This window comes from Streptomyces sp. HUAS ZL42 (genome assembly GCF_040782645.1).
Classification (GTDB): Bacteria; Actinomycetota; Actinomycetes; order Streptomycetales; family Streptomycetaceae; genus Streptomyces.
The window spans coordinates 9,596,943-9,621,378 of sequence record NZ_CP160403.1; the positions used below are offsets into that span (position 1 = coordinate 9,596,943).

Annotated in this window: 21 protein-coding genes and 2 pseudogenes; 13 read left to right on the top strand and 10 right to left on the bottom strand. The window is 72.0% G+C overall.

The annotated features are described in order from the left end of the window. Positions 1 to 121: 121 nt before the first annotated feature. Positions 122 to 529: pseudogene (locus ABZO29_RS43950) on the bottom strand (transposase); the annotation flags it as partial. A gap of 48 nt (positions 530 to 577) precedes the next feature. Here ABZO29_RS43950 and ABZO29_RS43955 point away from each other — a divergent pair. The 4 genes and pseudogenes from ABZO29_RS43955 (at position 578) to ABZO29_RS43970 (ending at position 4,176) form a co-directional block, all read left to right on the top strand. After that, positions 578 to 1,138, top strand: a complete 561-nt coding sequence (locus ABZO29_RS43955; protein ID WP_367325798.1) for a hypothetical protein — start codon at positions 578 to 580, stop codon at positions 1,136 to 1,138. 55 nt (positions 1,139 to 1,193) lie between these two features. Further along, positions 1,194 to 2,771 carry an AMP-binding protein gene (locus tag ABZO29_RS43960; RefSeq protein WP_367325799.1) on the top strand — a complete coding sequence of 526 codons (1,578 nt, stop codon included), beginning with the start codon at positions 1,194 to 1,196 and terminating at the stop codon, positions 2,769 to 2,771. Between the two features lie 127 nt (positions 2,772 to 2,898). Continuing rightward, a pseudogene (locus ABZO29_RS43965) lies at positions 2,899 to 3,098 on the top strand (IS701 family transposase); the annotation flags it as partial. A gap of 562 nt (positions 3,099 to 3,660) precedes the next feature. Beyond that, positions 3,661 to 4,176, top strand: a complete 516-nt coding sequence (locus ABZO29_RS43970) for an HPP family protein (RefSeq protein WP_367325800.1) — start codon at positions 3,661 to 3,663, stop codon at positions 4,174 to 4,176. Positions 4,177 to 4,261: 85 nt separating this feature from the next. Here the strand turns inward: ABZO29_RS43970 and ABZO29_RS43975 are convergent, their stop codons facing one another. Further along, the gene (locus ABZO29_RS43975) at positions 4,262 to 4,399 is read right to left on the bottom strand and encodes a hypothetical protein (protein WP_367325801.1); all 138 of its coding nucleotides are present in this window, start codon (positions 4,397 to 4,399) and stop codon (positions 4,262 to 4,264) included. Positions 4,400 to 5,370: 971 nt separating this feature from the next. Between ABZO29_RS43975 and ABZO29_RS43980 the strand changes: the two genes are divergently transcribed. Continuing rightward, positions 5,371 to 6,030: a hypothetical protein gene (locus tag ABZO29_RS43980; RefSeq protein ID WP_367325802.1), complete on the top strand. Its 660-nt coding sequence runs from the start codon at positions 5,371 to 5,373 to the stop codon at positions 6,028 to 6,030. 314 nt (positions 6,031 to 6,344) lie between these two features. On the opposite strand, the gene ABZO29_RS43985 is transcribed toward ABZO29_RS43980, so the two are convergent. The 3 genes from ABZO29_RS43985 to ABZO29_RS43995 all read right to left on the bottom strand — a co-directional run bounded on the left by ABZO29_RS43985 (position 6,345) and on the right by ABZO29_RS43995 (position 8,140). Beyond that, a complete protein-coding gene (locus tag ABZO29_RS43985) occupies positions 6,345 to 6,527 on the bottom strand; it encodes a hypothetical protein (protein ID WP_367325803.1) in 183 nt (60 codons plus the stop codon). After that, positions 6,524 to 6,748 (bottom strand): hypothetical protein, encoded by a 225-nt coding sequence (locus tag ABZO29_RS43990; protein WP_367325804.1) that lies wholly within the window; start codon positions 6,746 to 6,748, stop codon positions 6,524 to 6,526. Before ABZO29_RS43990 ends, ABZO29_RS43985 begins: the two co-directional genes overlap by 4 nt. Positions 6,749 to 7,000: 252 nt before the next feature. Beyond that, positions 7,001 to 8,140, bottom strand: a complete 1,140-nt coding sequence (locus ABZO29_RS43995; RefSeq protein ID WP_367325805.1) for a HupE/UreJ family protein — start codon at positions 8,138 to 8,140, stop codon at positions 7,001 to 7,003. A 397-nt stretch (positions 8,141 to 8,537) separates the two neighbouring features. Here ABZO29_RS43995 and ABZO29_RS44000 point away from each other — a divergent pair, with 397 nt between their 5' ends. The 4 genes from ABZO29_RS44000 to ABZO29_RS44015 all read left to right on the top strand — a co-directional run bounded on the left by ABZO29_RS44000 (position 8,538) and on the right by ABZO29_RS44015 (position 12,882). Beyond that, complete coding sequence (locus tag ABZO29_RS44000) at positions 8,538 to 9,920, top strand: DNRLRE domain-containing protein (protein WP_367325806.1); 1,383 nt, start codon at positions 8,538 to 8,540, stop codon at positions 9,918 to 9,920. Positions 9,921 to 10,025: 105 nt separating this feature from the next. Then, entirely contained in the window at positions 10,026 to 11,303 is a 1,278-nt protein-coding gene (locus ABZO29_RS44005) for an MFS transporter (RefSeq protein WP_367325807.1), read from the top strand. Continuing rightward, positions 11,300 to 12,343 (top strand): hypothetical protein, encoded by a 1,044-nt coding sequence (locus tag ABZO29_RS44010; protein WP_367325808.1) that lies wholly within the window; start codon positions 11,300 to 11,302, stop codon positions 12,341 to 12,343. The genes ABZO29_RS44005 and ABZO29_RS44010 overlap by 4 nt, the downstream gene beginning before the upstream one ends. 251 nt (positions 12,344 to 12,594) lie before the next feature. Further along, positions 12,595 to 12,882: a hypothetical protein gene (locus ABZO29_RS44015; protein WP_367325809.1), complete on the top strand. Its 288-nt coding sequence runs from the start codon at positions 12,595 to 12,597 to the stop codon at positions 12,880 to 12,882. A 140-nt stretch (positions 12,883 to 13,022) separates the two neighbouring features. Here the strand turns inward: ABZO29_RS44015 and ABZO29_RS44020 are convergent, their stop codons facing one another. Then, complete coding sequence (locus tag ABZO29_RS44020) at positions 13,023 to 13,373, bottom strand: hypothetical protein (protein ID WP_367325810.1); 351 nt, start codon at positions 13,371 to 13,373, stop codon at positions 13,023 to 13,025. A 508-nt stretch (positions 13,374 to 13,881) separates the two neighbouring features. On the opposite strand from ABZO29_RS44020, the gene ABZO29_RS44025 reads away from it, so the two are divergent. Continuing rightward, positions 13,882 to 14,199 (top strand): hypothetical protein, encoded by a 318-nt coding sequence (locus ABZO29_RS44025; protein WP_367325811.1) that lies wholly within the window; start codon positions 13,882 to 13,884, stop codon positions 14,197 to 14,199. Between the two features lie 188 nt (positions 14,200 to 14,387). Here the strand turns inward: ABZO29_RS44025 and ABZO29_RS44030 are convergent, their stop codons facing one another. Then, on the bottom strand, positions 14,388 to 17,048 hold the full coding sequence (locus ABZO29_RS44030) for a hypothetical protein (RefSeq protein ID WP_367325812.1): 2,661 nt from the start codon (positions 17,046 to 17,048) through the stop codon (positions 14,388 to 14,390). 105 nt (positions 17,049 to 17,153) lie between these two features. On the opposite strand from ABZO29_RS44030, the gene ABZO29_RS44035 reads away from it, so the two are divergent. Genes ABZO29_RS44035 through ABZO29_RS44045 form a run of 3 tightly spaced genes read left to right on the top strand, consistent with a single transcriptional unit; the run spans position 17,154 to position 21,437 of the window. Then, the gene (locus tag ABZO29_RS44035; protein ID WP_367325813.1) at positions 17,154 to 18,422 is read left to right on the top strand and encodes a CHAT domain-containing protein; all 1,269 of its coding nucleotides are present in this window, start codon (positions 17,154 to 17,156) and stop codon (positions 18,420 to 18,422) included. 10 nt (positions 18,423 to 18,432) lie between these two features. Continuing rightward, positions 18,433 to 19,539 (top strand): ComEC/Rec2 family competence protein, encoded by a 1,107-nt coding sequence (locus tag ABZO29_RS44040; protein ID WP_367325814.1) that lies wholly within the window; start codon positions 18,433 to 18,435, stop codon positions 19,537 to 19,539. Then, the gene (locus tag ABZO29_RS44045) at positions 19,536 to 21,437 is read left to right on the top strand and encodes a CHAT domain-containing protein (RefSeq protein ID WP_367325815.1); all 1,902 of its coding nucleotides are present in this window, start codon (positions 19,536 to 19,538) and stop codon (positions 21,435 to 21,437) included. Before ABZO29_RS44040 ends, ABZO29_RS44045 begins: the two co-directional genes overlap by 4 nt. A gap of 6 nt (positions 21,438 to 21,443) precedes the next feature. Here the strand turns inward: ABZO29_RS44045 and ABZO29_RS44050 are convergent, their stop codons facing one another. From ABZO29_RS44050 to ABZO29_RS44060, 3 genes are all read right to left on the bottom strand, one after another. Next, the gene (locus ABZO29_RS44050; protein ID WP_367325816.1) at positions 21,444 to 22,196 is read right to left on the bottom strand and encodes a hypothetical protein; all 753 of its coding nucleotides are present in this window, start codon (positions 22,194 to 22,196) and stop codon (positions 21,444 to 21,446) included. Positions 22,197 to 22,306: 110 nt separating this feature from the next. Continuing rightward, positions 22,307 to 23,767, bottom strand: a complete 1,461-nt coding sequence (locus tag ABZO29_RS44055; RefSeq protein ID WP_367325817.1) for a hypothetical protein — start codon at positions 23,765 to 23,767, stop codon at positions 22,307 to 22,309. Positions 23,768 to 24,158: 391 nt separating this feature from the next. Then, positions 24,159 to 24,359, bottom strand: a complete 201-nt coding sequence (locus tag ABZO29_RS44060; RefSeq protein ID WP_367325818.1) for a hypothetical protein — start codon at positions 24,357 to 24,359, stop codon at positions 24,159 to 24,161. Positions 24,360 to 24,436 lie beyond the last annotated feature (77 nt).

The following is a 24,436-nucleotide window of genomic DNA, read 5'->3' on the forward strand; positions in this document are numbered from 1 at the left end:
CCAGGCTCAACCACCCGCTGCTCTCGCGGTGGGCGCGGCCGACCCCTTGCGCATGTGCCAGAAGCCGAAGAGAGACAGCACGGTCATCAGCGTCCCGAGGACGAAGCTGATGATCGCGCTTGGAGCAGGCGACGGCGAGCACGTAACCGACCCCGCGCTCCTCCAGCGCCGCCCGCAGCCTCGGGTTGCCACCGTAGACCTCGTCCCCCGCGACCCAGCCCACGCGGTGCCCGGCGTCAAGGAATCGGCCGATCACGAGGAAGGCCGGCTCCGGCTTGGTCGCAAAGACGATGTCCTCACCCAATCCCGCTGCCCGGCAGCGGTCCGGGTCGCACGTCCACGAGCGCGGGATGTACAGATCACGGTCCACCGCCGCATGTCCGCGGCAGCCCGCGTAGACCAGGTCGACGGCGACCTGCGCGTTCTCGATCCTCCCGGCGCTGCCGGTGTACTGGCGCTGGACACCGACGGTGTGCGTGTCCTTCTTCACGCCCCCGGTCTCGTCGACCACCAGCACCGCGTCCTCGTCGCGCCCGGGACGTAGGATGAAGGTGTGCGTAGGGTGCGCAGGGGAGGTATGCGCAAGGCTCTGCTCATGGCCGACGTGACGATCGGCATGGCCGCGTTGTTGGTCTGGTCGTGGCGTGCGTTCGGGCCCCGGAGCGCTCGGTTCGCGTTCCTCGTCGTCTGCCTTCCGTTGATCTGGTTCGGCCTGCTCTGGCGAGTCCTCGTACTGCGGCGGCCCGTGCTGCGGCTGCCCGCCCGCGTGCACGCGTTGCGCGCCGTCGAGCGCGACGGGCGCGTGTACGAACTGCTCGGCGTCCGGGTGGCCAAGTGGCTGCTGCGCCGCGGCCCCCTGACGGTGCTCGCGCCGCCGGAACTGAGCCTGCCTGCCGAACGGACCCCGGCCGCCCTCGCCGAACTCGACGAGTGGATGCAGCAGGCCGAGGCCTTGCACGAGATCATGCTGGTCGTGACGCTGGCAGTCGTCGTCAACGCGGCCGTCCGCGGCTGGTGGGGCGCCGCGGGCTGGACCTTGCTCTTCAACGTCCTCGGCAACGTTTACCCGGCGATGCTGCAGCGATACAACCGCGCCCGGCTTGCCCAGCGGTACGGCATCGCAGGCCACGTCGCCTGATGATGCCCACCGGCATCGACCGTGTTCCACCCCCAGGTGGTCGGGAGGAGGAGTCATGGAAGCGACCGTCATTCGCAGCCCGCACCCCGACGTCGAGGTCCCCGACCTGCCCCTGCATGAGCTGGTGCTCGCCGGAGCGGTGGAGAAGGGAAACCGCGCCGCGGTCGTCGACGGCCCCACCGGGCGCACGCTGACGTACGGTCAGCTCGCCGTCGGGGTCCAGCAGATGGCGGCGGGCCTGGCCGCACGAGGCTTCGGCAAGGGGGACATGTTCGCGGTGTGTTCGCCCAACCTGCCGGAGTATGCCGTCGCTTTCTATGGGGTCTCGGCGGCGGGGGGCGCCACCACGACGGTGAGCCCGCAGCACACCGCAGGCGAGCTCGCCGCCCAGCTGGCCGACGCCGGGGCACGGTTCCTGCTCACCGCGCCGCCGCTGCTGGACCGGGCGATCGAGGCGGCCACCCGCTCGGGCGTGGAGGAGGTCTTCGTATTCGGCGAGGCGAAGGGCGCGACTCCGTTCGTCAGCCTGCTCGCAGCCACCGGGACGGCACCGCCAACCGTCGGGATCGACCCGGCCACTGACCCGGTGGCCCTTCCCTACTCCAGTGGGACTACCGGGCTGGCCAAGGGCGTCGTGCTTACGCACCGCAACCTGGTCGCCACCCTGGTCCAGTGGAATGCCGTCTTGCCGAGCGGGCCGGAGGATCGGCTGATCGGGGTGCTGCCGTTCTTCCATACATACGGCTTGGGCCTGCTGATGGGATGGCCCCTCTGGTGTGGGGCGACCCTGGTCAGCATGCCCCGGTTCGACCTGGAGGAGTTCCTGCGCGTCCTGCAGGAGCAGCGGATCACCCGCGCGCTCGTTGTCCCGCCGATCGTGCGTGCCCTGGCCACGCATCCTCTGGTCGCCAGCTACGACCTGTCTGCCCTGGAGTTGATCGGGTCGGGCGCCGCGCCGCTGGACGCCGGGCTGGCGCGGGCGTGCGCCGAGCGGCTCGGATGCCCGGTCGTTCAGGGCTACGGCCTCACCGAGACCACAACGGCAGTGTCCGGCACTGCCGGTGCGCCCCTCGGTCCACGGCACGGCTCGGTCGGCGTGTTGCTGCCCGACACCGAGGCGCGCATCGTCGACCCGGCCAGCGGGCAGGACCTGGGCACCGGCGGGGTCGGCGAGTTGTGGGTGCGCGGCCCCCAGGTGATGCGCGGCTACCTGAACGCGGAGCCGGCCACCGCGGCGGTTCTTGACCCGGACGGCTGGCTACGCACCGGCGACGTGTGCCGCGTGGACCCCGACGGCTATCTGTTCGTGGTCGACCGGGTCAAGGACCTGATCAAGTACAAGGGGCATCAGGTCGCGCCAGCGGAACTGGAGGCCGTGTTGTCGGCCCACCCGCACGTAGCCGACGTCGCCGTCGTCCGGAGCCCGGACCAGGAAGCAGGTGAGATACCCAAGGCATTCGTGGTTGCGAACGGGCCGGTGGACGCCGGGGCCCTCATGGCGTGGGTCGCCGAGCGAGTGGCCCCGTACAAGCGGATTCGGCGAGTCGAGTTCGTGGCCGAGATCCCCAAAGGACCGTATGGCAAAGTCCTTCGCCGTATCCTGCTCGAGCGGGACCGGGCCAGGCCCGAGTGAGTCCCGACTGCCGTTACGCACACCTCCTGGCTGCGCCTGGCTCCCCCAAGCAGCACCTGATCTGCCGATTCAAGGTCCGCTGTTACTCAAGCGATTGCCGGTGGATTGACTCAAGGTTTCGCCAGTGCTGGGCCGGATAGCGGGCCGGTTCGCGCGGGTCGAACCCCGGCGCCGGGTGAGGGACTTGATGCGGGGGCGCTGTCGGACCTGCCGCGCAAGAACTGCTGGAGCATCGCCGAGTGGGCAGGGGAAGCCGCCCCGGACGGCAGGCAGCACCTGCTCGGCCGGGCCAGGTGGGACGCCGACGCCGTGCGCGACGACGTGCGCAACACGCTCGCCATCCCGCCCCGGACGAGCCGATCCCGCTCACCTGCAACGAGATCCAGCGACTGGTCACGACGCTCGTCGTCCGGCCCGTGCACGAGCGGCCCACCGGCTCCGCTGCTCCGCCTGGCGACGCCGCCACCAGGCCCGAGCCCAGACCAGCCATTACCGCCGACAAGTCGCGAACCAGACATGAAGATCACGATCTACGGCTGGACTACCAGGCCAGTACGTCCGCCAAGGGAGCCGTCCGTTGATCACATCTGTTCGTCTGTCAGGCCGGCATCCGTCACGCTCGGCGAGGCCGTGGGCGGGGAGCTCAGCGCAATCGGACAGGCCCGCGCCAAGATCATCGAAACAGAGGGACCGACCACTCGCTTTCGAGGACGTCGCAGGCTACGAGGGAGTCAAGCAGGAGATCAGCGAGATCGTCGACGGACCCGAGGTCCTGGATGTATCCCGGAAACAGCGACAGAGACCGGACGGGCACACACTGTGACGGCAGGGAAACCGACCCCTCCCCGCCGCGTCGCAGCGGTGCCCCCGAAGAAGACGGAGGACAACCATGGAAGCCCATGACGAACAGGATGTTCTGGGGCGGACGGTCGCCGTCGTGATGCGTACCGCCGTCGTCACGATCGCGGTCGACGAAACGGTGCTCGTGGCGTGGGAGCTGCTGGAGCGATCCGGCTCCCGTCACCTTCCGGTCGTGCATCCGGACGGTCGCTGTGCCGGCTTGCTGGACCGGGCCGACGTCGCGGTGGCCTGCGCGGCACCAGCCACGACGCTGACCGGCCTGCGTGTGGACGAACTCCTGCCCGGGCACAGACCGGCACTCGTACAAGCCGAGCAGACCGTACGCCACGCAGCCGACCTCATGAGCTACACCGACACCGACGCCCTCCCGGTGCTGGCGGAAGACGGGCGTCTGGCCGGGGTGCTGACCGCAACCGACATCGTGGCCGCTCTCGCCGGTCGTCCGGTGCAGAAGGAACCTGCCGACACGCGGCCGCAGGCCCCGCCCACCGTGCTGCCCGGGCTCCCGCCTCGGCGCGGCTACCGTGGAACGGCAGTGCCCTGACCGCCCGCCACTGAGCCGGTCGGCCGACGTCCGGAACGTCGAACAACCGGTGCCGGCCGCACACCTGGCGGGCGGGACCTCGGCCCTACTCGGAATCCTCGTCCCGGACCTGGTAGGTCCTCGTCCAGGTCGCCCCGCAGCGGCAGGAGGAGTGCTCCACGAGCTCACCGCGCTCGGTGACTCCCAGACCCCGATTGATGCGGACATGTACATGCTCGGACATGGGCGGACTTCCTCTCCGGGAGCCGGCCGACCGCGCGACAGGCTGAAAGCCACATCCTCTGCACAGAGGGCGAAGCTCGCATAGGAGCCGCGTCACATCCTGCGGGCGCAGACAGGTTCGCCTGCCGAACCCCTACGCGCCTACGAAACGCCCGACCCCGCATGAGGAGCACCCGCGCCGAGACAGTGACGACCCACCTGCGGCAATGGACGCCGTTCGCTCTGTCCGTGCGGCGCGACGAGGGTTGGCCGACGGCCGAGGAAGGTGTTCCGCGGCACGGGTGGCGCCATCAGGTGTGACGAGCGACGCTCGGTGTGTGGGCGAACACCGAGCCACGCTCGGACCGGCCGCCGTCGCTTGCGCCGCGGTCGCTTCGACGCTGCACGGGCTGGTCGTGCAGCCGAGGATGCTGACCTGGGGCGCGACTCGCGGAGACGCTCCGCGTTCCCGTCCCGGGGAAGAGCTCATCCCCGGTGGCGACGGCAACTCGACCATGGCCACGACTCTGCCCGCGCCGCCCTCTGAGGCCTGGCCGTGGGACCGGCTGGACAACAGTGGACGACCGAGCGCGGATCGCGTCGTCGCCCGGTGGCAGGTCCTGCAGCCGGGACAGCGGCGTGCCTCGGTGCCCAGGGCCCGCGCCTGGTTCACCGTCGCCGTCCTCGAACCGGAACGGACCCTGGTGCTGCGGAGCAACACGCGCCTACCGTTCGGCAGCCCGTTCGACCCGTCCCATGGAACGGCGCCTGTGGCGTCCGTCAGTTCGGTCTGGGGCTTCCACCTCGAACCGGCCGGCGCCGACACCGCCTCGTCGTCCGCACGCACGGTCGAAGCCGCCCGCGCGTGCTCACGAGGCCGATTGACTCGTCGTTCCGGAAACCGGCCCACTTCATCATGCAGACCCGCCAGTTCCGCAACCTGCGCGCGAGACTCGCCCCGTCCGCGTGAACACCTGCTCCCGGGAGGCCGAGATGAGTGCCGACTCGACCGTCGGCGATTCCGCCGGTGAACCGCTGCTGCTGGACGGCGTGCTGCCCGAGTTCGGGTTCTCCCGCCTCGAATCCGTGGCGATTGCCGCGGCACCACCCGTCGCCTACGAGGCAGCGCGCGGGCTGGACCTGCTCGCCATCCACTCCCCACTCCTCAACGCGGCCGTGTGGGCGCGCGGACTGCCGGAACGGCTCCGCGGCCGATCCAAGCCGACCCCGCCGTCCCTGCGGGTGGCCGACCTGTTCGACGCCACCGGCGATGCGTGGGAGGGGCAGCCCTGGGTGGCGCTGGGCGAAAATCCGGGACGTGAACTCGTCTTCGGGGCGGTCGGGAAGCCGTGGCAGGCCTCGATCGAGTGGCGGCGGGTCGAGCCGGAACACTTCACGTCGTTCGACGAGGCCGGGTGGGCGAAGATGGCGGCCGCCTTCGTTGTCCATCCATACGGCGCCCAGCGGTCCCTGCTCACCTACGAGACGCGCACCGCGTGCACCGACCCGGCATCCACCGCCCGCTTCGACCACTACTGGACACTCGTTTCCCCCGGCATCGGCGTCGTTCTGCGCGGCGCGCTCCGAGCGGTCAGGGCGGCCGCGGAGCACGTGTCCATGCGGCCCGGCTCGTACTCCAGGGGCAGATCGTGATCGTCATGCCGTGGCGGCCTGCCGGTCGGAGGGTGGACGTGCTTGCATCGGATGGGCATTGCTGGATCGGCGATTGGGCGGTGTCGGCCGTCGCTCGGCCGGTCACGGCGCGGAAGGGCGGGCGGTGAGGCCCGTGTCACGCGATGAGATCGAGATGAGGACGAAGGTCGATGAGGTCCTCAACCGCTGGCCCACCGCCGGCCTTGCGGTCGGGGTCGTACGGGACGGATCCCTGGCGTGGTTCCTCGACGAAGTCGGCGGACATCGGACCGTGGCTCACGACGCGATATGGGGGCGGTGCTGCTCAGGAGGTCTCACCTCCGCCGGTCGTGGCAGGAGCAGCCGCAGCGGCACACCAGCAGCACGCCCCGAGCATGCGGCAGGGGCACGTCCTGTGTCTGGGTGCACGCGCGGTGCAGATCCGTGTAGCCCGGCTGGCGGGCGAGCATGCACTCGTCCGAGACCGGCGGCCCGTCAGCGGCGGTGGACACGCTCACGGCGCATCGCCGCACCTGTGGACGGTTGTTGCCTGAGCCCCACCCACCGATCGCCGCTCGGCCGCGGTAGCGGGCCGCAGAGCACCGTGCGCGTCCCATTCCCGTCCGCCGCCCGGGGGTTTGAGCTGCCAGTACGGGCCAATCTTGTCCATCACCCGGCCGATCTTGCGCATGTCGCCATCCCATACGAGATCGCCGATGCGGGGCGTGTAGCTGTTCATGCGCAATCCTCCCCGGACGGCCTGGGCCGGCCAGAGGGCGACAGCGGTGCGCGCCTGGCCGGAGACGATCAGGAGGAGGGCGAGGTGGTATCCGCCCCCCCAGCAGCGGCAGCGCGATGTGTGCCGCCGGTGCTTACCGCAGAGTGTCGACTGCTGCTGTCACGCCCGTGGTGTCCGGCCTTTGCTGCGCGGTTGCCATGAACTCAGCCTCAGTGCGCCCTGGTTGAGAGGGACGCCGGTATGCGGGGTTATTTACGCGGCACCGCTCGGCGCGAGCAGGCGCTCGACGAGCCAGACGAAGCCGATGGCGCCGACGACGGCGGCTGCGCCGGCGTGGGCAGTTTTCGACCAGGAATACCGGCGGGCCAGCAGGAGCAGCGGGAAGACGAGCAGGACGATGGTGAGTTGTCCGAGTTCGATGCCGAGGTTGAAGCTCAGCAGCGAGACGAGCAGGTGGCCACTGAAGTGGTCGGTGAAGTTGAGGGCTCCGGCGAAGCCCAGTCCGTGCAGCAGGCCGAAGCCGAACACGACGAGGGTGCGGTGCCGGGACTCGCCGCGCGCGATGTGCTCGACTGCGACGTAGACGATGGACAGGGCGATCAGGGGTTCGACGATCTGCGCGGGAACGTCGACCCAGCCGAGTACGGCCAGGGCGAGGGTGACGCTGTGGGCGAGGGTGAAGCTGGTGGCGAGCCTGACGACGCTGCGCCATCCTCCCGCGCCGAGCAGGAGGAGCACCAGGAAGAGCACGTGGTCGACGCCGAACAGGATGTGTTTCAGCCCCATGGATACGAAACGGCCCGTCGACGAGGAAACGTCCGTCTCGCCGGCCTGCGGTTGGTGTGGGCCGGCGTAGGCGGCGTGGCGTTGGCCGACGCGCAGTTCACGGTGGCCGGCGTCGAAGACGTCGCTGCCGCCGGCACCGCCGAGTTCGTAGTCGACCATGTTGGTGTGCTCGGCGCCGATGGCGGCTGTATCGGAGAACACCTCGTAGCGCACGGTGAACTCGCCGCGCCCGGAGCCCGGGCAGCGGTGGGTCAGGAGCAGGCGGGCGTAGAGGAACTGCTGCCGCTTGGTGATTGCTGTGTCGTGGAGTGTGGCGGCACAGGGGGCGTCGTCGAGGGCGACGGTCAGGTGGTCGGCGAGGTATGACGCGAGCGGCGCGCGGTGGGAGTCGAGGAATGCCTCGCGTTCGGCGTCCGTCGCTCCACGCGGGAGCTCACCGAGGCCTGCGGCCTTGGTGAGCTTGTCGTAGTCCACCTCCAGTTTGTAGTGCACCAGTGCCCCGTCCTGGCGGATCGTGGAGGTGCCGTCGGTCGTCGGGACGTGCGCCGAGGCGGCCGGAGCCGTCAGCGAGACCAGGACTGCGGCGAGAACCGCACCTCCCAGCATGACCAGAAGCGCGCGGATCGTTCTGCCGGGGATACCTCGAGAGCCTTGCGGCGAAGCCCAGAGCGTCATGCCGAGGAACAAAGCCACTCCAGGGCGGGGAGGGCGTGGCCCCACCATTTCCCCGCTGTGACGCCGAGTTGAATTCTTGGCCGCCCGTGCCGTGGGGCGGCCCTCCGACGGGGCAACCGGCTGGCGACGACTCCTCTTTGACGGACAGTCGGCACGCCTGTTCGGACAGCGACGATACGCCATCTGTCGCACGTCCAACGTTCATTTGCTCACCGTGGTCGTCGCCCACAGCGGACTCATAGGTTCCACACCGCCCCCCGCACCGAGCCTCAACCTTCACTCCAGAAGGGATCACGTGATGGGCACCCGCCACATCCGAAGAGCATCGATGGCAACCGCAGCAGTCGCCACCACCACTGCCGCCGTCGCGACTCTGCTCACGACCGCTCCCACGGCCACAGCGGCTACCACGACCTTCACGCCGACCGCCGACACCTACGTGCAGGACAGCACCCCGTCGACGAACTACGGCACCTCGTCGCAGTTCACCGTGGACAACTCGCCGGTGCGCCAGTCGTTTTTGAAGTTCACCGTCAGCGGCCTCACCGAGGCCGTCACCAGCGCCAAGCTGCGCATCCGCGTCACCAGCAGCGGCAACAGCACCAACGGCGGCATGTGGAAGTCGATGACTGACACCACCTGGACCGAGACCGGCGTCACCTGGAACAACAAGCCGGTCATCGGCGGCGCCACTCTCGCATCGCTCGGCTCGGTGGCCAACGACCAGTGGGTCGAGATCGACGTGACCTCGGTGGTGACCAGCAACGGCACGTTCAGCTTCGGTGGCACCTCCACCAGCTCCAACGGCGCGTACTACGACTCTCGTGAGTCCGGCGCCGACGCTCCGCAGTTGGTGATCAACAGCGGCACCGCCCCGTCACCCACGCCCACGACGTCGACGCCGCCGCCGTCCGGTGACCCGGTGCTGGTCGGCGCCGGTGACATCGCCAACTGCGGCGTCGGGGGTGACGAGGCCACGGCCAACCTGCTGGACGGCATCACCGGTACCGTCATGGCCATCGGTGACACCGCCTACCCGGACGGCACGGCCTCCGACTTCACCAACTGCTACGACCCATCCTGGGGCCGGTTCAAGGCCCGCACCAAGCCTGCCACCGGCAACCACGAGTACCACACCACAGGTGCGTCGGGGTACTTCAACTACTTCGGTGCTTCGGCGGGAGACCCGACCAAGGGCTACTACTCCTTCGACCTGGGCAACTGGCACGTTGTTGCGCTCAACTCCAACTGCTCGATCGTGTCCTGCGCGGCCGGCTCGGCGCAGGAGCAGTGGCTGCGCAGCGACCTTGCGGCCAGCACCAAGCAGTGCACCGTGGCCTACTGGCACCACCCGCGCTACACCTCCGGCTCCAGCCACGGCCCGAACACCTCGGTGAAGCCCCTGTACCAGGCGCTGTATGACAACAACGCCGAGGTCATCGTGACCGGGCACAACCACAACTACGAGCGGTTCGCCCCCATGGATGCCAATGGCGCCACGGACAGCACCCGCGGCATCCGGCAGTTCGTCGCCGGCATGGGCGGCACCGGCCTGGGCGGCTTCGGCACGATCCAGCCCAACAGCGAGGTCCGCAACAGCAGCACCTGGGGCGTGCTGAAGCTGACCCTGCACGCGGGCAGCTATGACTGGCAGTTCGTCCCCGAGGCGGGCAAGACGTTCACCGACAGCGGCACCAACACCTGCCACTGACCGGCACTTCAGTGAAGGGGTGCCCTCCCCGGCCGGGGAGGGCACCACCGCCCGGCAGCCGGCTCAAGAGCCCCGCTCCTGTCTCCGCCCGAAAGGTCCGCCCGCATGTATCTGTCCTCGATCGACAGGCCCGCCTCCGATGCCACCCCGGCCACAGACCGCTCCCGCCTGCGCGGGCTCACGATGGTCGGCGGCAACGTGTTCGCGCTCGGCACGGTCAGCCTGCTGACCGACATCTCCGCCGAAATGGTCACCGCGATCCTGCCGGTGTATCTGGTGTTCGGTCTGTCCATGAGCCCGCTGGCCTACGGCATGATCGACGGGATCTACACCGGAGCCACCGCGCTGCTGCGGCTGGTGGGCGGGTACGTCGCGGACCGGGTCCGCAAACCCAAAGCAGTGGCGGGCATCGGATACGCGATGTCGGCGCTGGCCAAGCTGGGGCTGCTCGCGGTCGGCCGCTCGGCCGGCGCGATCGGGCTGGTGATCGCCGTCGACCGGGCCGGAAAGGGACTGCGCACCGCGCCGCGGGACGCTCTGATCACCCTGTCCGCCCCGCCGCAGGCCCTGGGGCGCGCGTTCGGCGTGCACCGGACCATGGACAGTATCGGCGCATTCCTCGGCCCGATCGCCGCCCTCGCCGTACTGGCAGCCACCAGCCAGGCCATCGACGCCGTCCTGGTCACCAGCTTCTGCATCGCCACGCTCGGCGTGCTCATTGTCGTACTCTTCGTCCGGGACCGACACGACGAACGCCTGCCCACCGCCGTGATCTCCCCGCGACAGGCCCTGGCACTGCTGCGGGCCGCGCCGGTACGGCGGCTGCTCATCGCGGCCTGCCTGCTCGGCTTCGCCGTCATCGGCGACGGCTTCGTCTACCTCCTCCTGCAACGCCGCCAGGAGATGTCCATCGGCAGCTTCCCCCTGCTCGCGGTCGGCACCAGCCTGGCCTATCTCCTGCTGGCGATCCCCATCGGGGCGCTGGCCGACCGGATCGGCCGCGCGCCCATCGTGCTCGGCGGCTATACAGCCCTGGTCATCGTCTACCTGCTCCTGTTCGGCCCCCTGCGCGGCTGGCCGCTTGTGGCACTGGTGCTGCTGCTGTACGGCGTCTTCTACGCGGCGACCGACGGTGTCCTGATGGCGCTGGCAGGTCCGGTGCTGCCCGAACACCTGCGCACTACCGGCATCGCGCTGGTCCAGACCGGACAGGCCCTCGCCTACCTCGCCTCCTCCGTCCTGTTCGGACTCGCCTGGCAGCTGTGGGGCCCGGTCACCGCCACCCGGTGCGCCGCCGCCATCGCCGTACTGGCCGTCGTGGCCACGGCCTTCCTTCTGATCAACCGATCCACCACCCCTACCGACACCGAGGTGACCGTATGAGCGGGCAGTCCACGATCGACACCATGACGCCGCAGCCGAGCCCCCCGCCCGCCCCGCGCCGCCTCGGGCACACGGCTCGCATCGCCACCACGGTGGCCGCCACCCTCGCACTCGCCGGCATCGCGATCGGCTACACCCAGCTCAGCCCATCGGCCAAGACCCCCGACACGCCCGCCACCTCCGAGGCGGTGTCGCTGGCGCCGGGCCCGCGGCTGCTGACCCTGACCAGCACCGGGCAGGTGACCACCGTCGACAAGGACAACCCCGGCGGCGACCGCGCGGTGTCGAAGACCAAATGCGATCGCATCTACGCCGCCGTGCGAACGGTGGCCTGCCTCTACGCCGACGGGGTACTCGGCACCGTCACGATGCGCATCCTCGACACAAACCTCAGGGAACGCAAAGCCATCGAGGTCAGCGGCGTCCCCAACCGGGTCCGCGTCTCGGCCAGCGGCCGCATGGTGTCCTGGACCGCCTTCGTCGGCGGCGACAGCTACGCCACCCTCAACTTCGCCACTCGCACCGGGATCTACGACACCAAGACGAAAACCCTGTTCAAGACACTGGAAACGTTCTCCGTCGTCAAGGACGGCAAGCCGTATCAGTCGGTCGACGTCAACTACTGGGGAGTGACGTTCACCGACGACGACAACACCTTCTACGCGACCATGTACACCAAGGGCCACCGCTACCTGGTCCAGGGCGACTTCGCCGCCCGCACCGTCCGCACCCTGCGCGACCGCTTCGAATGCCCCTCGCTCTCGCCCGACGGAACCCGGATCGCGTTCAAATCACCGATCAACGGCGACTCGACCAAAGGCTGGCGGCTCTCCGTGCTCAACCTCGCCACCAGCCGGATCACCCAAACGGCCGAGACCCGCAGTGTGGACGACCAGGCGGCCTGGCTGGACAACTCCACCCTCGCCTACGCTCAGCAGCACGACGACGGCACCAAAGACCTCTGGGCCGTCCCCGCCGACGGTTCCGGCAAGCCGAAGCTGCTGCTGCAAAACGCCCACTCCCCGGCCGCGCTCGGCTGATCACCCCTATGGGACAGGCCCGAAAGCACACGGGCGCCCGTGATCCACGGCGACAAAGTCACCTCGGGGGAGCCGGCAGGACAGAGCACCTGGGGTGCCAAGGATCCCGGCGGCGGCCACCAGGTGACTCCGGCGCGGGGGCTTCCCGTTCCGCCCGGCGCCGCGGACGGAGCTTCTCCGCTCGCCTTCGGGTTCGCTGCGAACGATCCGGAGCCCATACAGCTCACCATCAACGTCCTCGCGATGCTGACGTGGGACCCGCGGATGTCCGGCCTGCTGGCCAGCCGCTCACCCCCGACGAAGTTCTCGCGGCGGTGCCGAACTACCACGCCTTAGGGAGGAACGCCGCACCACCCGACCTGTTGTGGGTCAACGACATCGCCTGTCACGGCAACTTCCGCAACTGGGCCAATGTCACCTTTCCCATCCAACAAGCGCGCGAAGGAGACGCCTTACTTGCCTGGTTCCGCCGGGACACCGTGCGTATGGTTCTCAGTTATCTCGGCTCGAGCGTGTGTGGCCGGCCCTACCGCGGCTGACTGTCTCTGATCTTGACTCAGTTGGGTCGCCGTCGGGCCCCGACTGACGTAGCCTCGCGGCACGCCTGTGCATCGCCATCCAGGTGAAGCTCCGTAACTGCCCGCCCCACCCCTCGGCGCAGGCACTGTCGTAGCGCCGTTCAGGGGTGGGGGTGTTGGGTGAGCCATTGCTGCAGTTCGCGGTGGCGGAACTGGTAGGCGGGGCCGCTGCAGCGCAGCAGACCGGCGGTACCGGCCCAGTCGAGGAAGCGGGCAAGTCGCAACGGCAGTCGGCGCCGTGAACACAGCAGGAAAACCCCATATCTCCGCGCGGCCGGGAGCCCGAATGCCAGTCCGCCCGCGAGTGCGTCCGTAAGCCCGTGCACGAGCCCGACTGCGAGCCCGTGGACCATGTCGTCGCGCAGGATGGTCCGCGGGCTGACCACCGTGGACGGTTCCTGGCCCAGCCCGGACGAGAACCCGGCTGCGAGCCCGAACACGAGCCCGGCCACGAGCCCGATCGCAAGCCCAAACGTGAGGCCTGACGCGAGTTCGAGCCAGAACACGCCCGCGAGCCCGTTCGCCAGCCCGGCCGAGAGCCCGAGCCCGAACACCGGCTGGATCGGCCGGCAGGGGAGGGAGGCAGCTCCGGGGGCTCCGACGGCGCCGGCCCGTCGTCCGGCTCCCCGGGGACCGAAGCGCGGGGGAACCGGTGGCGAAGTACCGGGTGCGCAGCACGGACGCGAGACTGGTCAGCACGTCGGCGTCGCGCGCGCCGGACGGCCACGGACCGCCGGGGCCCGCAGGCTCCTCGCGCTCCACCACCCGGCGCAGCAGCTCCGCCGCCCGGTCCAGGGACGCGGGGTGCCGGTCGACCCGGTGCCGCAATGCGAGCGCCCAGGCCAGGTTGGTGACCGCGTTGAGCCGTTCGGAGGTGCTCGGCGGGGTCAGCGCGTACACGGCGTTGAGGAGGCCGACGGCACGGCCCACGTCCTCCACCGAGCCTACGCGGTCGGCGCGATGCAGCAGGGCGACACCGAGGTGGCCGTACGCCACCACGCGCTGCGGCGCGGTGAAACAGTGGTCGGCGGCCCGCTCGCAGTGGTCCACGGCGGTGTCGAGGTCGTCACGGTGCCCGGACCCGGCCGCCCGGTGCAGCGCGTCCAGGGCGGCCTCCACCAGCTCCTCCCACCGCTCCTGCGCGGGGTCGGCCGCCGTCAGTTCGCCGAACACCCGGGCCGGCCCCTCGCCCCGGCACCGCTCAAGGAGCAGCCGGCGGTACTCGTAGGTGTCCGCGGTGGTGTGGTCGGCGTCGGACCGCGCCTCCTCCTCCCATGAGGCGAGCAGGGCCAGGGCCCCCTCCCCGGTCAGCCGCGGCCGCGAGGCCACCAGCCGCTCGGCGCCCGCCCAGTCCGTGCAGGACAGGAAGCGGTCCATCAGCCGCTCCAGACGCCAGTCCCGAAGCCGCCGCAGGACAGCGGCAGTCCGGCCCACCGCGTCCGGCCGACCCGTCGTGGGCGTCCGGCTCATCGCGGGCGTCCGGCCGTGTGCGACCGGGTGTCGTCGCGCGGGTTCTCCAGCCGGGCGAGCCGGTCCACGAGACGGCGGTAGCGGTCGGCCACCGCGCCGTGTCCCGCGGCCGCCAGCCGTTCGAGAGCGGTGTCCCCGGTCAGCAGCGCCTCGCTGAGCAGCACCGCCCGGCTCGCCTCCAGGGCCCGTACGGCACCCGGGACGTCACCAGCGCGCAGATACGCCTCGGCCGCGTCCGCAGGCAGCCGGTCGGCGATCCTCAGCCAGCTCTCCCGGTGCGGGCGCATCCCCTGGCCGCGGTACGCCGTGCGCAGGGCGTCGAGACCGAACCGGTAGGCGCCGGCCGCCTCCGGCCACGCCCCGCGCGCCGTGGCCCAGCTACCCCAGTTGCGCGCCGCCTCCAGGGCCCAGCGCGGCCCGCGCTCCGCCCCCGACCGGCACGCCTCCTCCAGCGCCGCCGCGGCGGCCCGCCGGTCGTCCTCCGTCCCGGTGAGGCCGTGCAGGTCGCGCAGGAAGCAGCCGAGGTTGTTCAGCCGCAGCGGACGGTTCGGGGACGCCGGGGGCGTCGCGTCGACCGCCTCCCGCAGCAGGGAGATCGCCTCGTCCAGGTCCTCCCGCCCGCCGCTCAGCCGCCAGCGGCGCCACAGCGCGCCCCCGGTGTTGGCGGCGATCCGGCCGCGTTCCGGCGCCGACGCGGGCAGCAGGTCCAGGGCCTCGGCATGGGCGGCGAGACCCGTGTCGAGGTCGTCCGGGTCGGCGTCGCGTTCGTAGCGGTCCATGAGGGCGTTGCCGAGGTTGTCGAGGAACACCGGCCGGTCGGGGGTCGTGCGGCCGGCCAGGGTGACCGCCGTGTTCAGCAGGGCGATCGCCTCGTCCAGGTCGTGCGGCGCGTCGAGGTGCTGATGGCGCTCCCGCACGGCGTTCGCCAGGTCGTTGAGGGCGCCGGCGCGGCCCGGCGCGTCCGCGGGGAGCGCGGCGAGTGCCTCGCGGTGCAGGGCGACCGCCTCGTCGAGGTCCACGACCGAGCCCGTCGCGCCGAACCGGTCGAGCAGCGCGTTGCCCAGACCGCCCAGCGTGTCCGGCCGCCGGGAGGCGCGCGGCGGCAGCAGCCGCAGGGCCCGGCGCAGCGCCGCCACGGCCCGCTCCAGGTCGTCGGCCGCCCCGGTGGACTCGTGCCGCAGCCGCAGGGCCTCGGCCAGGTTCTCCAGGTACAGCGGGAGGCCGGGGGCCCGTTCGGGCGTGGCCGCCACCAGCGCTTCCAGCTGGTCCAGGGCGAACGCCAGGTCCTCGGGGTCCCCGGTGCGGTGGTGGCGCCGGATCCTGCCGCGCGCACGGTTGTTGAGGTCTGCGGGACCGGGGCGCTCGGGGCGCAGCTCGGCGACCGTGTCGAACAGGTCGACGGAACGGTCGAGATCGGCGATCTCCCAGATGTGCTCGTAGCGGTACGCCAGCGCGATCGCCAGAGCGGTCAGCCTGCCGGGCAGGGCCGGGGCCGCCTCGTCGGTCAGCTCGGCGCACTGCTCCAGACAGGCCACGGCCCGCTCCAGGTCCTCCTCGTCGCCGTGGTGCAGATAGCGCGCGGTGAACACCGTGCCGAGCGTGTCCAGACAGAGCGGCAGCAGCGGTTCGGGCCCGTCGAACAGGTCCACCGCGTTCTCGGCCGCCTCGATGGCCTCCTCCAACTCGGCCGGGTCCGCGTCGCGTTCGTAGCGCTCCAGGAGGGTGCGGGCGAGGTTGTTCCAGAGGTGCGGCGAACCGGAGTGGCCCGGGGGACGATCCGCGGTGGCGGCGCGCAGCAAGACGGTTGCCTCGTCCATGTCCCCCGGGTCGCCTTCCTCGTGGTACCTCCGGATCAGCGCGTTCGCGAGGACACCGGCCTGCCGGGGCCGGTCGGCGGCACCGGCGGGACTCGTGTCGTGGGCCCGCCGGGCGGCGTGCACGGCGTCGGCCAGATCGGCGGGGGAGCCGTGGCGGGCGTGGCGCTCCAGCAGGGCGAGGGCCAGATTGGCCTGCCGCAGCGGCAGGTTCGGGGATCCGGCGGGGGTGAGCGCCACCGCCCGTGCGCAGCCCTCGGCCCAGGCGTCGAGATCGGCCGGGTCGCCGGCGCGGTCGTAGCGGTGCATGTGGGCGGAGGACAGATTCGTCACGTGCAGCAGATGGTTGGGATCCTCGGCGGCGCCGTGCAGCACGGCACGCGTGTGCAGCTCCAGGGCGCGGTCGAGCAGCGCGGGATCGCCCTCGGCGTCGTACAGGTCCGTCAGGACGAGACCGAGGTTGTCCAGGACCGTGGCGTCCCCCGGGGACAACTCGGCGGCCTCCTCCAGCACCTCCCGCGCCCGTTCCAGCAGATGCTCGTCCCTCGTCTCGTCGTGGCAGACGCGCAGGCAGTTGCCCAGGTTGTTGAGCGAGTCGGCGTCCCGGGCGAGCCGCACATGCTCCTCGTGCGCCTCCAGTGCCTCGGCGAGCACCGCGAACTCGCCTTCCGCCTCGAAGAGATCGAGCAGCGCACCGCCCAACTCGTCCACATGCGCGGCGACATGCTCCTCCCGCGCCAGCGCCCGCAGCAGTTCCACGGCCTCGCGGGCCGCCTCCGGATCACCCGTCTCGGCATACCGGTCACGTGCCCGGTACGCCGCCTCGGCCCGGTCGTCGGTCACGGGCACTCCCTCTCGGACGGTCGACTCACCTCCCCAGTGTGAGCGTTCATCTACGCTGAGTTCCATCGGATCGGTGAAGGAGCCGACGGTGCTGGGGGTGATGGGGTGGACCGCTTCGAGGAAATCCGCGCGGCCAGGCGCGAACTCGACGCCGTCGTGGACGAGATCCGGCAGCTCGACGGGTTCGAGGACTTCCTGCCCGAGCCGACCGAGGAGGACGTCCACGGCGCCGCCGAGGAGCAGCCGCTGGTGTACCTCTCGGCGGCCGAACGCGGCGGAGTCGCCCTCGTCGTGCACGACCACGACGTACGCCAGGTGGACCTGCCCGCCCTGACCGCCGAGGTGGTGCGCACCCGTGCGCGCGCCCACGACGACGCCCACAAGGCGTACGCGGCCGACCGCGCCGGACGGCTGACGCAGTGGGAGAAGTCCCTGGAGACGACCACGAGGTGGCTGTGGGACGACCTCATGGGCCCGGTCTGCGACGCCCTGCGCGCCTCCGACGGGGCCGTCCTGGTGGCCGGCGGCCTGCTCGGACTGCTGCCCCTGCACGCGGCCTGGACCGAGGACACGGCGACGCCCACCGGACGCCGGTACGCCCTCGACGACCTCGTCCTCAGCTATGTGCCCAACGCCCGCTCCCTGACCTCGGCCCGCGCACGGGCCGGGGGCCGCGTCGAGCGGCTGGCCGTCGTCGTGGACCCGGCCGGACGACCGCCCCTGGGCTCGGCCGAGCAGGAGGCCCGCGCGGCGGCGGCCGGTTTCCCGGCCCGTACGACCGTGCTGCGCGGCCCGGCAGCCCACGCCGCCGCGGCCCGCGACGCCCTCGCCGACGCCGACGCCGCGCACTTCGCCTGTCACGGGCAGGCCGATCTGCTCACCCCGCTGGACAGCGGACTGCTGCTGGCCGGCACGGACGAACTGCGGCTGCGCGACCTGCTGGCGCTGCGGCTGACGCTCCGCCTGGCCGTCCTGTCCGCCTGCGAGTCGTATCTGCCGGGCACCGTCCTGCCGGACGAGGTGGTGTCGCTGCCCGGCGGACTGCTCCAGGCGGGCGTCGCCGGGGTCGTCGCCGCCATGTGGTCGCTGCCCGACCTACCGGCCGCGCTCCTCATGACCGACTTCTACCGGCGCTGGCGCACCGAGGACGGCCACCCGGCCATGGCGCTGCGCGACGCCCAGGTCTGGCTGCGTGACGTACCCAACGGCGAACGGTTCGCCCTCCTCCAGCAGGCCCTCGCCGCCGGCGAGCCCTGGCTGCCGGACGACGAGACCACCGAAGGACTCCTGCTGGCACTGGAGTTCCAGGAGGACGACGAGCGCTCCTTCGCCGACCTCCACTCCTGGGCCGGCTTCGGCCACTTCGGGGCGTGACGGGCCGCACGTGATCAGAGTCGAAGCACTGCCCGCCCACGAGGGCGACTGCCTCTGGGTGGAGTGGACGTACCAAGGACGCACCCGCCGCATGCTCGTCGACGGCGGGCGGGCCGGCCGACGCGGCCAGCTGCCCGAGGGCCTCGCCGCCCGGTTCCGCAGACAGCCGGTCGCCGAGCGCGCCTTCGACCTCGTGGTGTGCACCCATCTCGACGCCGACCACATCGGCGGCCTGATACCCCTGTTCCGCGATCCGCCGGAGGGCTTCACCGCGGACGAGGTGTGGTTCAACGGCGACCGGCAGATCCTCGGCGACGTCCTCAGCCACGCCCAGGCCGACACTTTCTCCCGGCTGCTGGTGGACCAGCCCTGGAACACGAGGTTCAACGGGCGCGCCGTCGCCGTCCCGGTCGGCGGGTCGCTGCCCGAATTCGACGTCCGGGGGCTGCGGCTGACCCTGCTGTCCCCGCAGCGGGGCGCCCTGCTGGACCTGAGCCGGGACTGGACGCGCTGGGTGGAGGAGACCGAGCGCGAACGACTCGCCCCCGAGACCCCCGCGCGCCCGGACGTCCTGCGCGGCAGCGACGCCGGTGTGGCCTGGGAGGAACTGGCGCTGCGCCCCTACGCCCGCGACGAGTCCGTGCCGAACCGGTCGAGCATCGCCTTCCTTGCCGAGTACGACGGCGCCCGTGTGCTGTTCGGCGCCGACGCGCACGCCGAGACCCTGTGCGACGGTCTGCGCCGCCTGGACGACACCCCGTGGGGACGGCCGTACCGGGTGGACCTGTGCAAGGTGCCGCACCACGGCAGCAGCCGTAACCTCAGCCCGGAACTCCTCGCCCGACTGGACTGCCGCCACTGGCTGTTCTCCACCAGCGGCGCCCGCTTCGGCCACCCCGACCGGCGGGCCGTCGCCCGGATCGCGCGGCGGTACCAGGACCCCGTGCTGTGGTTCAACTACCTCTCGCCCAGCACCACCGAGTACGCCCGCCCCGAACTCGGCGCCGAGCGGGGCTTCCGGGCCGTCCACCCGCCCGAGGACCGGCCGGGCGCCGACCTGACGGTGATACCCGGCCGGGTGACCCGCACGCACACCGATCCGGAGAGGGCACAGTGAACCCCGATCCCGCTCTCGTCGAACTCATCGACCTCTGGTACGAGTTGCCGGCCCTGGTGGGCGAGGACTGGCCCGAACTGCGCCCACGGCTGCTGACCGCCGTGGAGGAACTGACGACGGCACCGCCGACGGAGTACGAGCGCCGTGCCCTGGCCCTGCTGCGGCTGCTGCTCGGCCACGCCGAGGTCAGGAAGCGGCTCGCCCCGGCCCTGATCGGCAAGACCATCCCCACCGACCGGGCGGCGGACACGGAGCGGGGCACCCGCACCCCGCCGGCCTCGCAACTCGCTCTGCGCGCGGGCATCCTGCCGCCGGACCTGGACGGCGCGGGCCGCTGGATCAACGCCGACGTCGAACCGGGCCCCGCGAACCGGCCGGGCACGTTCGTCCTGGGCTTCGACGTCGACGACGGCCCGCGCGAGGACTCCGTGCCCGAGCCGCTCAGGGACCTCGGCACCCCGGACGCCTGGCCCGCGACGCTGACCGTCCGGGTGACCGGCGTCGACGCCGAGGCCGAAGCCCTCGCCGACACACTGACCGTGCCCGCCCAGGGGCCCTCGCCCGACCGGGCCCGCTTCCTGATCACCCCGGCCCGCACCGGCACCCTCCCGCTCCAGGCGACCTTCTGGCGCTCCGGCAGCCTCGTGCAGGTGCTGCACCTCAACGTCTCGGGACACGAGGTACGCGTCCGGGCCCAAGGGCCCTCCCGCGCGGCCGTCGCCGAGGTGCGCGACCGCGGCCTGTCGGTGCAGATACGGCCGGCCCCGGGCGGCCGCGAGTACGAGATCGTCGTCTCCGGAGGCATCGGCCACGCCGTACGGGCGCCGCTGCACAAGACCGACGGCGCCCTGCACGCGATCGCGGTGCAGGCCCGCCGTCCGCTGCGGGCCGTGACCGCCGAGTGGGGCCCGCTCTCCGACGGCCCCACCCGGACCGGACTCGGCCTCTCGGGCGACGTCTACGCACACCACACCCGGCTGCTGGCCGAGGCGGGCTGCCGGATGTTCCGCGACCTGTTCTTCGACGGGGCCGACGCCCAGCTCGAAGAGGTCGGCCGCAGGATCCAGGAGTACCTGACCGGGGCTGGCCCGCGCAGCGTGCAGTTCGTCACCGACCGACCCCTGCTGCCCTGGCACCTGATGTGCCCGGTCGAGCACATGCGCGACGCCGACTTCGGACAGATCCTCGGCCTTCGCCACCGGGTCGACTGCATCCCCGTCGCCGCCCACGCGGGCCGCGGCATCACCGAGGTGGCCATTGACACCCGGCGGGGCCTGGACGTCACCCTCGGCCTCAACCGCGCCATCGACCTCGGCGGCGAACGCGACCTGGTCGCGAAGCAGGAGGCGTACTGGCGCGACTACGACGACAAGGGACTCGCCCGCCTCACCGTCCACGACCGGCAGGAGCCCGTCTTCGACTCCCTGTACGGGACGGGCGGATCCGCCGGGATTGTCTACCTCTACTGCCACGCCGTGGCCCACGACGTCGACGACGACGGACCGGCGAACCCCCGGCTCGCCGTGGAGGGCACCACCGGGGGAATCCTGCTGCGGAGCCTGCGCGACCACGGCACCGCCCTGCCCGGCTCACCGGTGATTGTGCTCAACGCATGCGGCACGGCCGTCACCTCGGCGCTGTCCACCGAGGGCTTCCTGACCCACTTCCTGGAGCGTTCCCGCGGGGTGCTCGGCACCGAGGCGGACACCCCGGCCCCCTTCGCCGCGGCCTGGGCCACCGCGTTCTTCGAACGCCTCCTGTCCGGCGAGCCGATCGGCGAGGCGGTCCGTGCCACCCGGGAGCACTTCGCCGTCGTCCACCGCAATCCGCTGGGCCTGCTCTACGCCCTGTACTGCAACGGCGACACCGTCCTGCGCCCCGCCCTCGCCGCCGGCTGACGGCGGCTACGACGTCCGGGACTCCAGGTCGGGCAGCCCCGCCGTCTCGATGAGGCGGCGGGCGTACGTCCACGCCGCCTCCTCCACCCAGGCGGGCCGCACCGTCCGGAGCCAGAACAGCAGCAGCGCCAGGTCCGCGAGCACCAGCGGCACCGACACCACGGCCTTCGCGAAACCGGCCGGCGGCCAGCCCACCACCGCGTACAGCACCGCCCCGAACAGACCGGCGGCCCCCACGCCCAGGGCCAGCGGCCGCAGCCCCAGCGCGTTGCGGCGGAAGCCGTACTCGCGGTTCTCCTCCGCCACCAGCTCACTGCCCGGAAGCGCTCGCGCCCGGGTCCGCAGCACCGTGCCCGCCACCTCGTAGACGGCGTCGGCGCCCTCCGGGTCGCACCGCTCCTCCGCGGCCGACGGCAGCCGCAGCGGCGGTCCCGCGATCTGCTCGATACGGGCGTGCAGATACGCCAGGTGCGCGGTCCCCGTCGGACCCCTCCACCGCAGCAGCTGTACCGACGGCTTGCCGCCCCACCGCTCGAACAGCGCCGCCTCCAGCCGCCGCCCACGGGACCGGCTGAACTGCCCCAGCAGCAGCGGCAGTCCGCACACCAGCACGAGCGCCCACACTCGGCGCGCGGCCGACCAGTCCGGCACCAGCACCACCACAGGCAGGGCCGGCGGCAGCGCCGCGATCAGCACCGGGCGGATCCTCGCCCGCCACGTGTACGGACTGAACGTACGGGCGATCAGACCCTGTTCCACGACGGACCACCCCCTCATCATGGCCCGCCCCCACGGGCCCTGATGAGGAATACCCCGGCCGCCGTCGCCGTATCCGCCGTCCCGGGTCCGTTCCGGTGGCCGCCGGGCGCTCAGCCCGCGTTCCGCAGCGCCTCTCGGACCCGGCGGACGGCGCCGGAGTACCGGTCCCGCAGGGGTGCGGGAAGGCGGTTCAACAGGGCCGGGACCAGACCGAGTTCCTCGCTCAGCAGCACCGCGCGCCCACGTTCGAGGCGGACCACGGCGGCCTCCGGCCTGCCCTGTCTGGCCAGCGCGAAGGCGCCCTCCTGCGCGAGCCCGCGGGACGCGAGCAGCCATGCCTCTCGGTGGCGGCGCAGCGACTGCGCCCGGTGCAGGGCCTCCGCGGCCCGCAGCAGATGGCCGTCGGCCTCGCCCACCTCGTCCCAGGCCGAGCGCTGCACCGCCCACCGGATCCAGTTGTGCGCCGCGTCCACCGTCATCTCCGGGGCGACGGCCAGGCCGCTCGCGCACGCCTGCCGCAGCGCCGTGCGCGCCGCGTCGACGTCGTCGGCCGAGCCGGTCTCCTCGGACAGCGCCCGCAGGGCCTCGCCGAGGACGTTCAGCCTGCTCGCCCGGTACGGGGCCGTCGACGGGGTGAGGCCGACGGCCTCCGTGAGCACCCGCACCGCCTCGCGCAGCTCGGGTTCACCGCTCCCGGGCGACTCGCCCAGCCGCAGCGCCTCGACGCGGTCGGTCAGCGCGTTGCCCAGGTTGGACAGGAAGGTGGCCCGCCCCGCGACCTTCCACTCGGAGACCTCGATGGCCCGGCGATACGCCGCGATCGCCGCGTCCAGGTCGGTGAGGTCGATCCGCTCGCCGGGGCGGGGCGCGGCACCGTCGGGGAACTGGGTGCCGTGGCGGGTCAGCAGCGCGTTGCCGAGGTTGTTCAGCCAGCCGCCCAGCTCCGGGTCGTCCGGGTGCGCGCCCTCGACGGCCTCCCCGGCGAGCCGTACCGCCCCATGCAGGTCGTCGGCGGCGCCGAGCCGTTCGTAGCGGTCCATCCGGAGCATTCCGACGTTGCTGCGCACCCGCGCCCAGGCGCGGTCCGTGCGGGGCAGCGCGGCCGAGGCCCGGCCGCCGAGGTCGATCGCCGTGTCGAGGTCGGTGAGCGAACCGGTGGCGTCGTACAGGTCCCACAGGCACAGCACGAGCGTCGCCGCGCACCGCGCCCACTGCGGTGAGCCCTCCTCGGCGGCGGCCGTCGCCTCCTCGGCCGCCCGCCGCGCCGCGGCGAGGTCGTCGTCGGTGCCGGTGACGTCGTACAGATCGGTCAGGGTGACCGCCAACTCGTTGGACCACACGGCCCGTCGGGCGGGGTCGGCGCGCACGGCCCGCCGGTAGCGGTCCACCGCCCGGTGCAGGTCCCGGGTGTCGCCGGAGTTCCAGAACCGGCGCCGGTGCGCGGCGGCGGACCGGTCGAGGAGGTCCGCGAGCCCGGCGCCGCCGACGCCCCGGGCCTCGGCCTGCCGCAGCGCGCGCTCCGCCTCCTCCAGATCCCTCACGTCGGACCCGCCCGGACCTTGCGGTGTCATGGGCCTCCCCCTCGTGGCGCGCCGCGATGTTACCGCCCGACCACGCATGGCGACGGGGGATCGAGGGAAGCCGTGCGGGCCCGGCGCGAGGGGTGTCCGGGCCCGCGCGGTGCTCAGGACGCGGCGGACGGCTCGTGGGGGCGAGGAGGTCAATGAGGCCCAGGCGGCCGAGGAAGGTGACGCGGGCGCGGTCGGCGACCTCGCTCACGGCCTCGGAACCGTCGTCGACCGGGTCGACGTGCACCCGGAAGGGGCGCCGACCGTGCGGCCGAGGCTGACGACTCCCCGACGGTTAAGGGGCCGCCCCGGTCCCGGTCGCCACGGTGAAGGTGTAGTGCTGCGCGGGGGCACTCACGTCCGGATCCGCGTAGGGGGCGCGCGGAGCGGTCCGTCAGCGCTCCGCTCCGCTGCGGCGGGCCCAGCGGGCCACCAGCAGCACGACGATGACCAGGCCGGCCGCGGCCCCGATGCCGAAGTCGGCCACGCTGCCCAGCACGGGGACGGTCAGGTCCGCCTCGGAGCCGCCGTCCACGAACGCCGTGTAGAACGCCGGGCCCTCGGCCGCGACCAGGCCGAGGAACAGCATCGGCACGCCGTCGGCTGGGTTGCCGCGGCGGTCATCGCGTCCTGCTGCTGGCGACGGGACTCCTCCGCCCAGTTGTCCGTCCG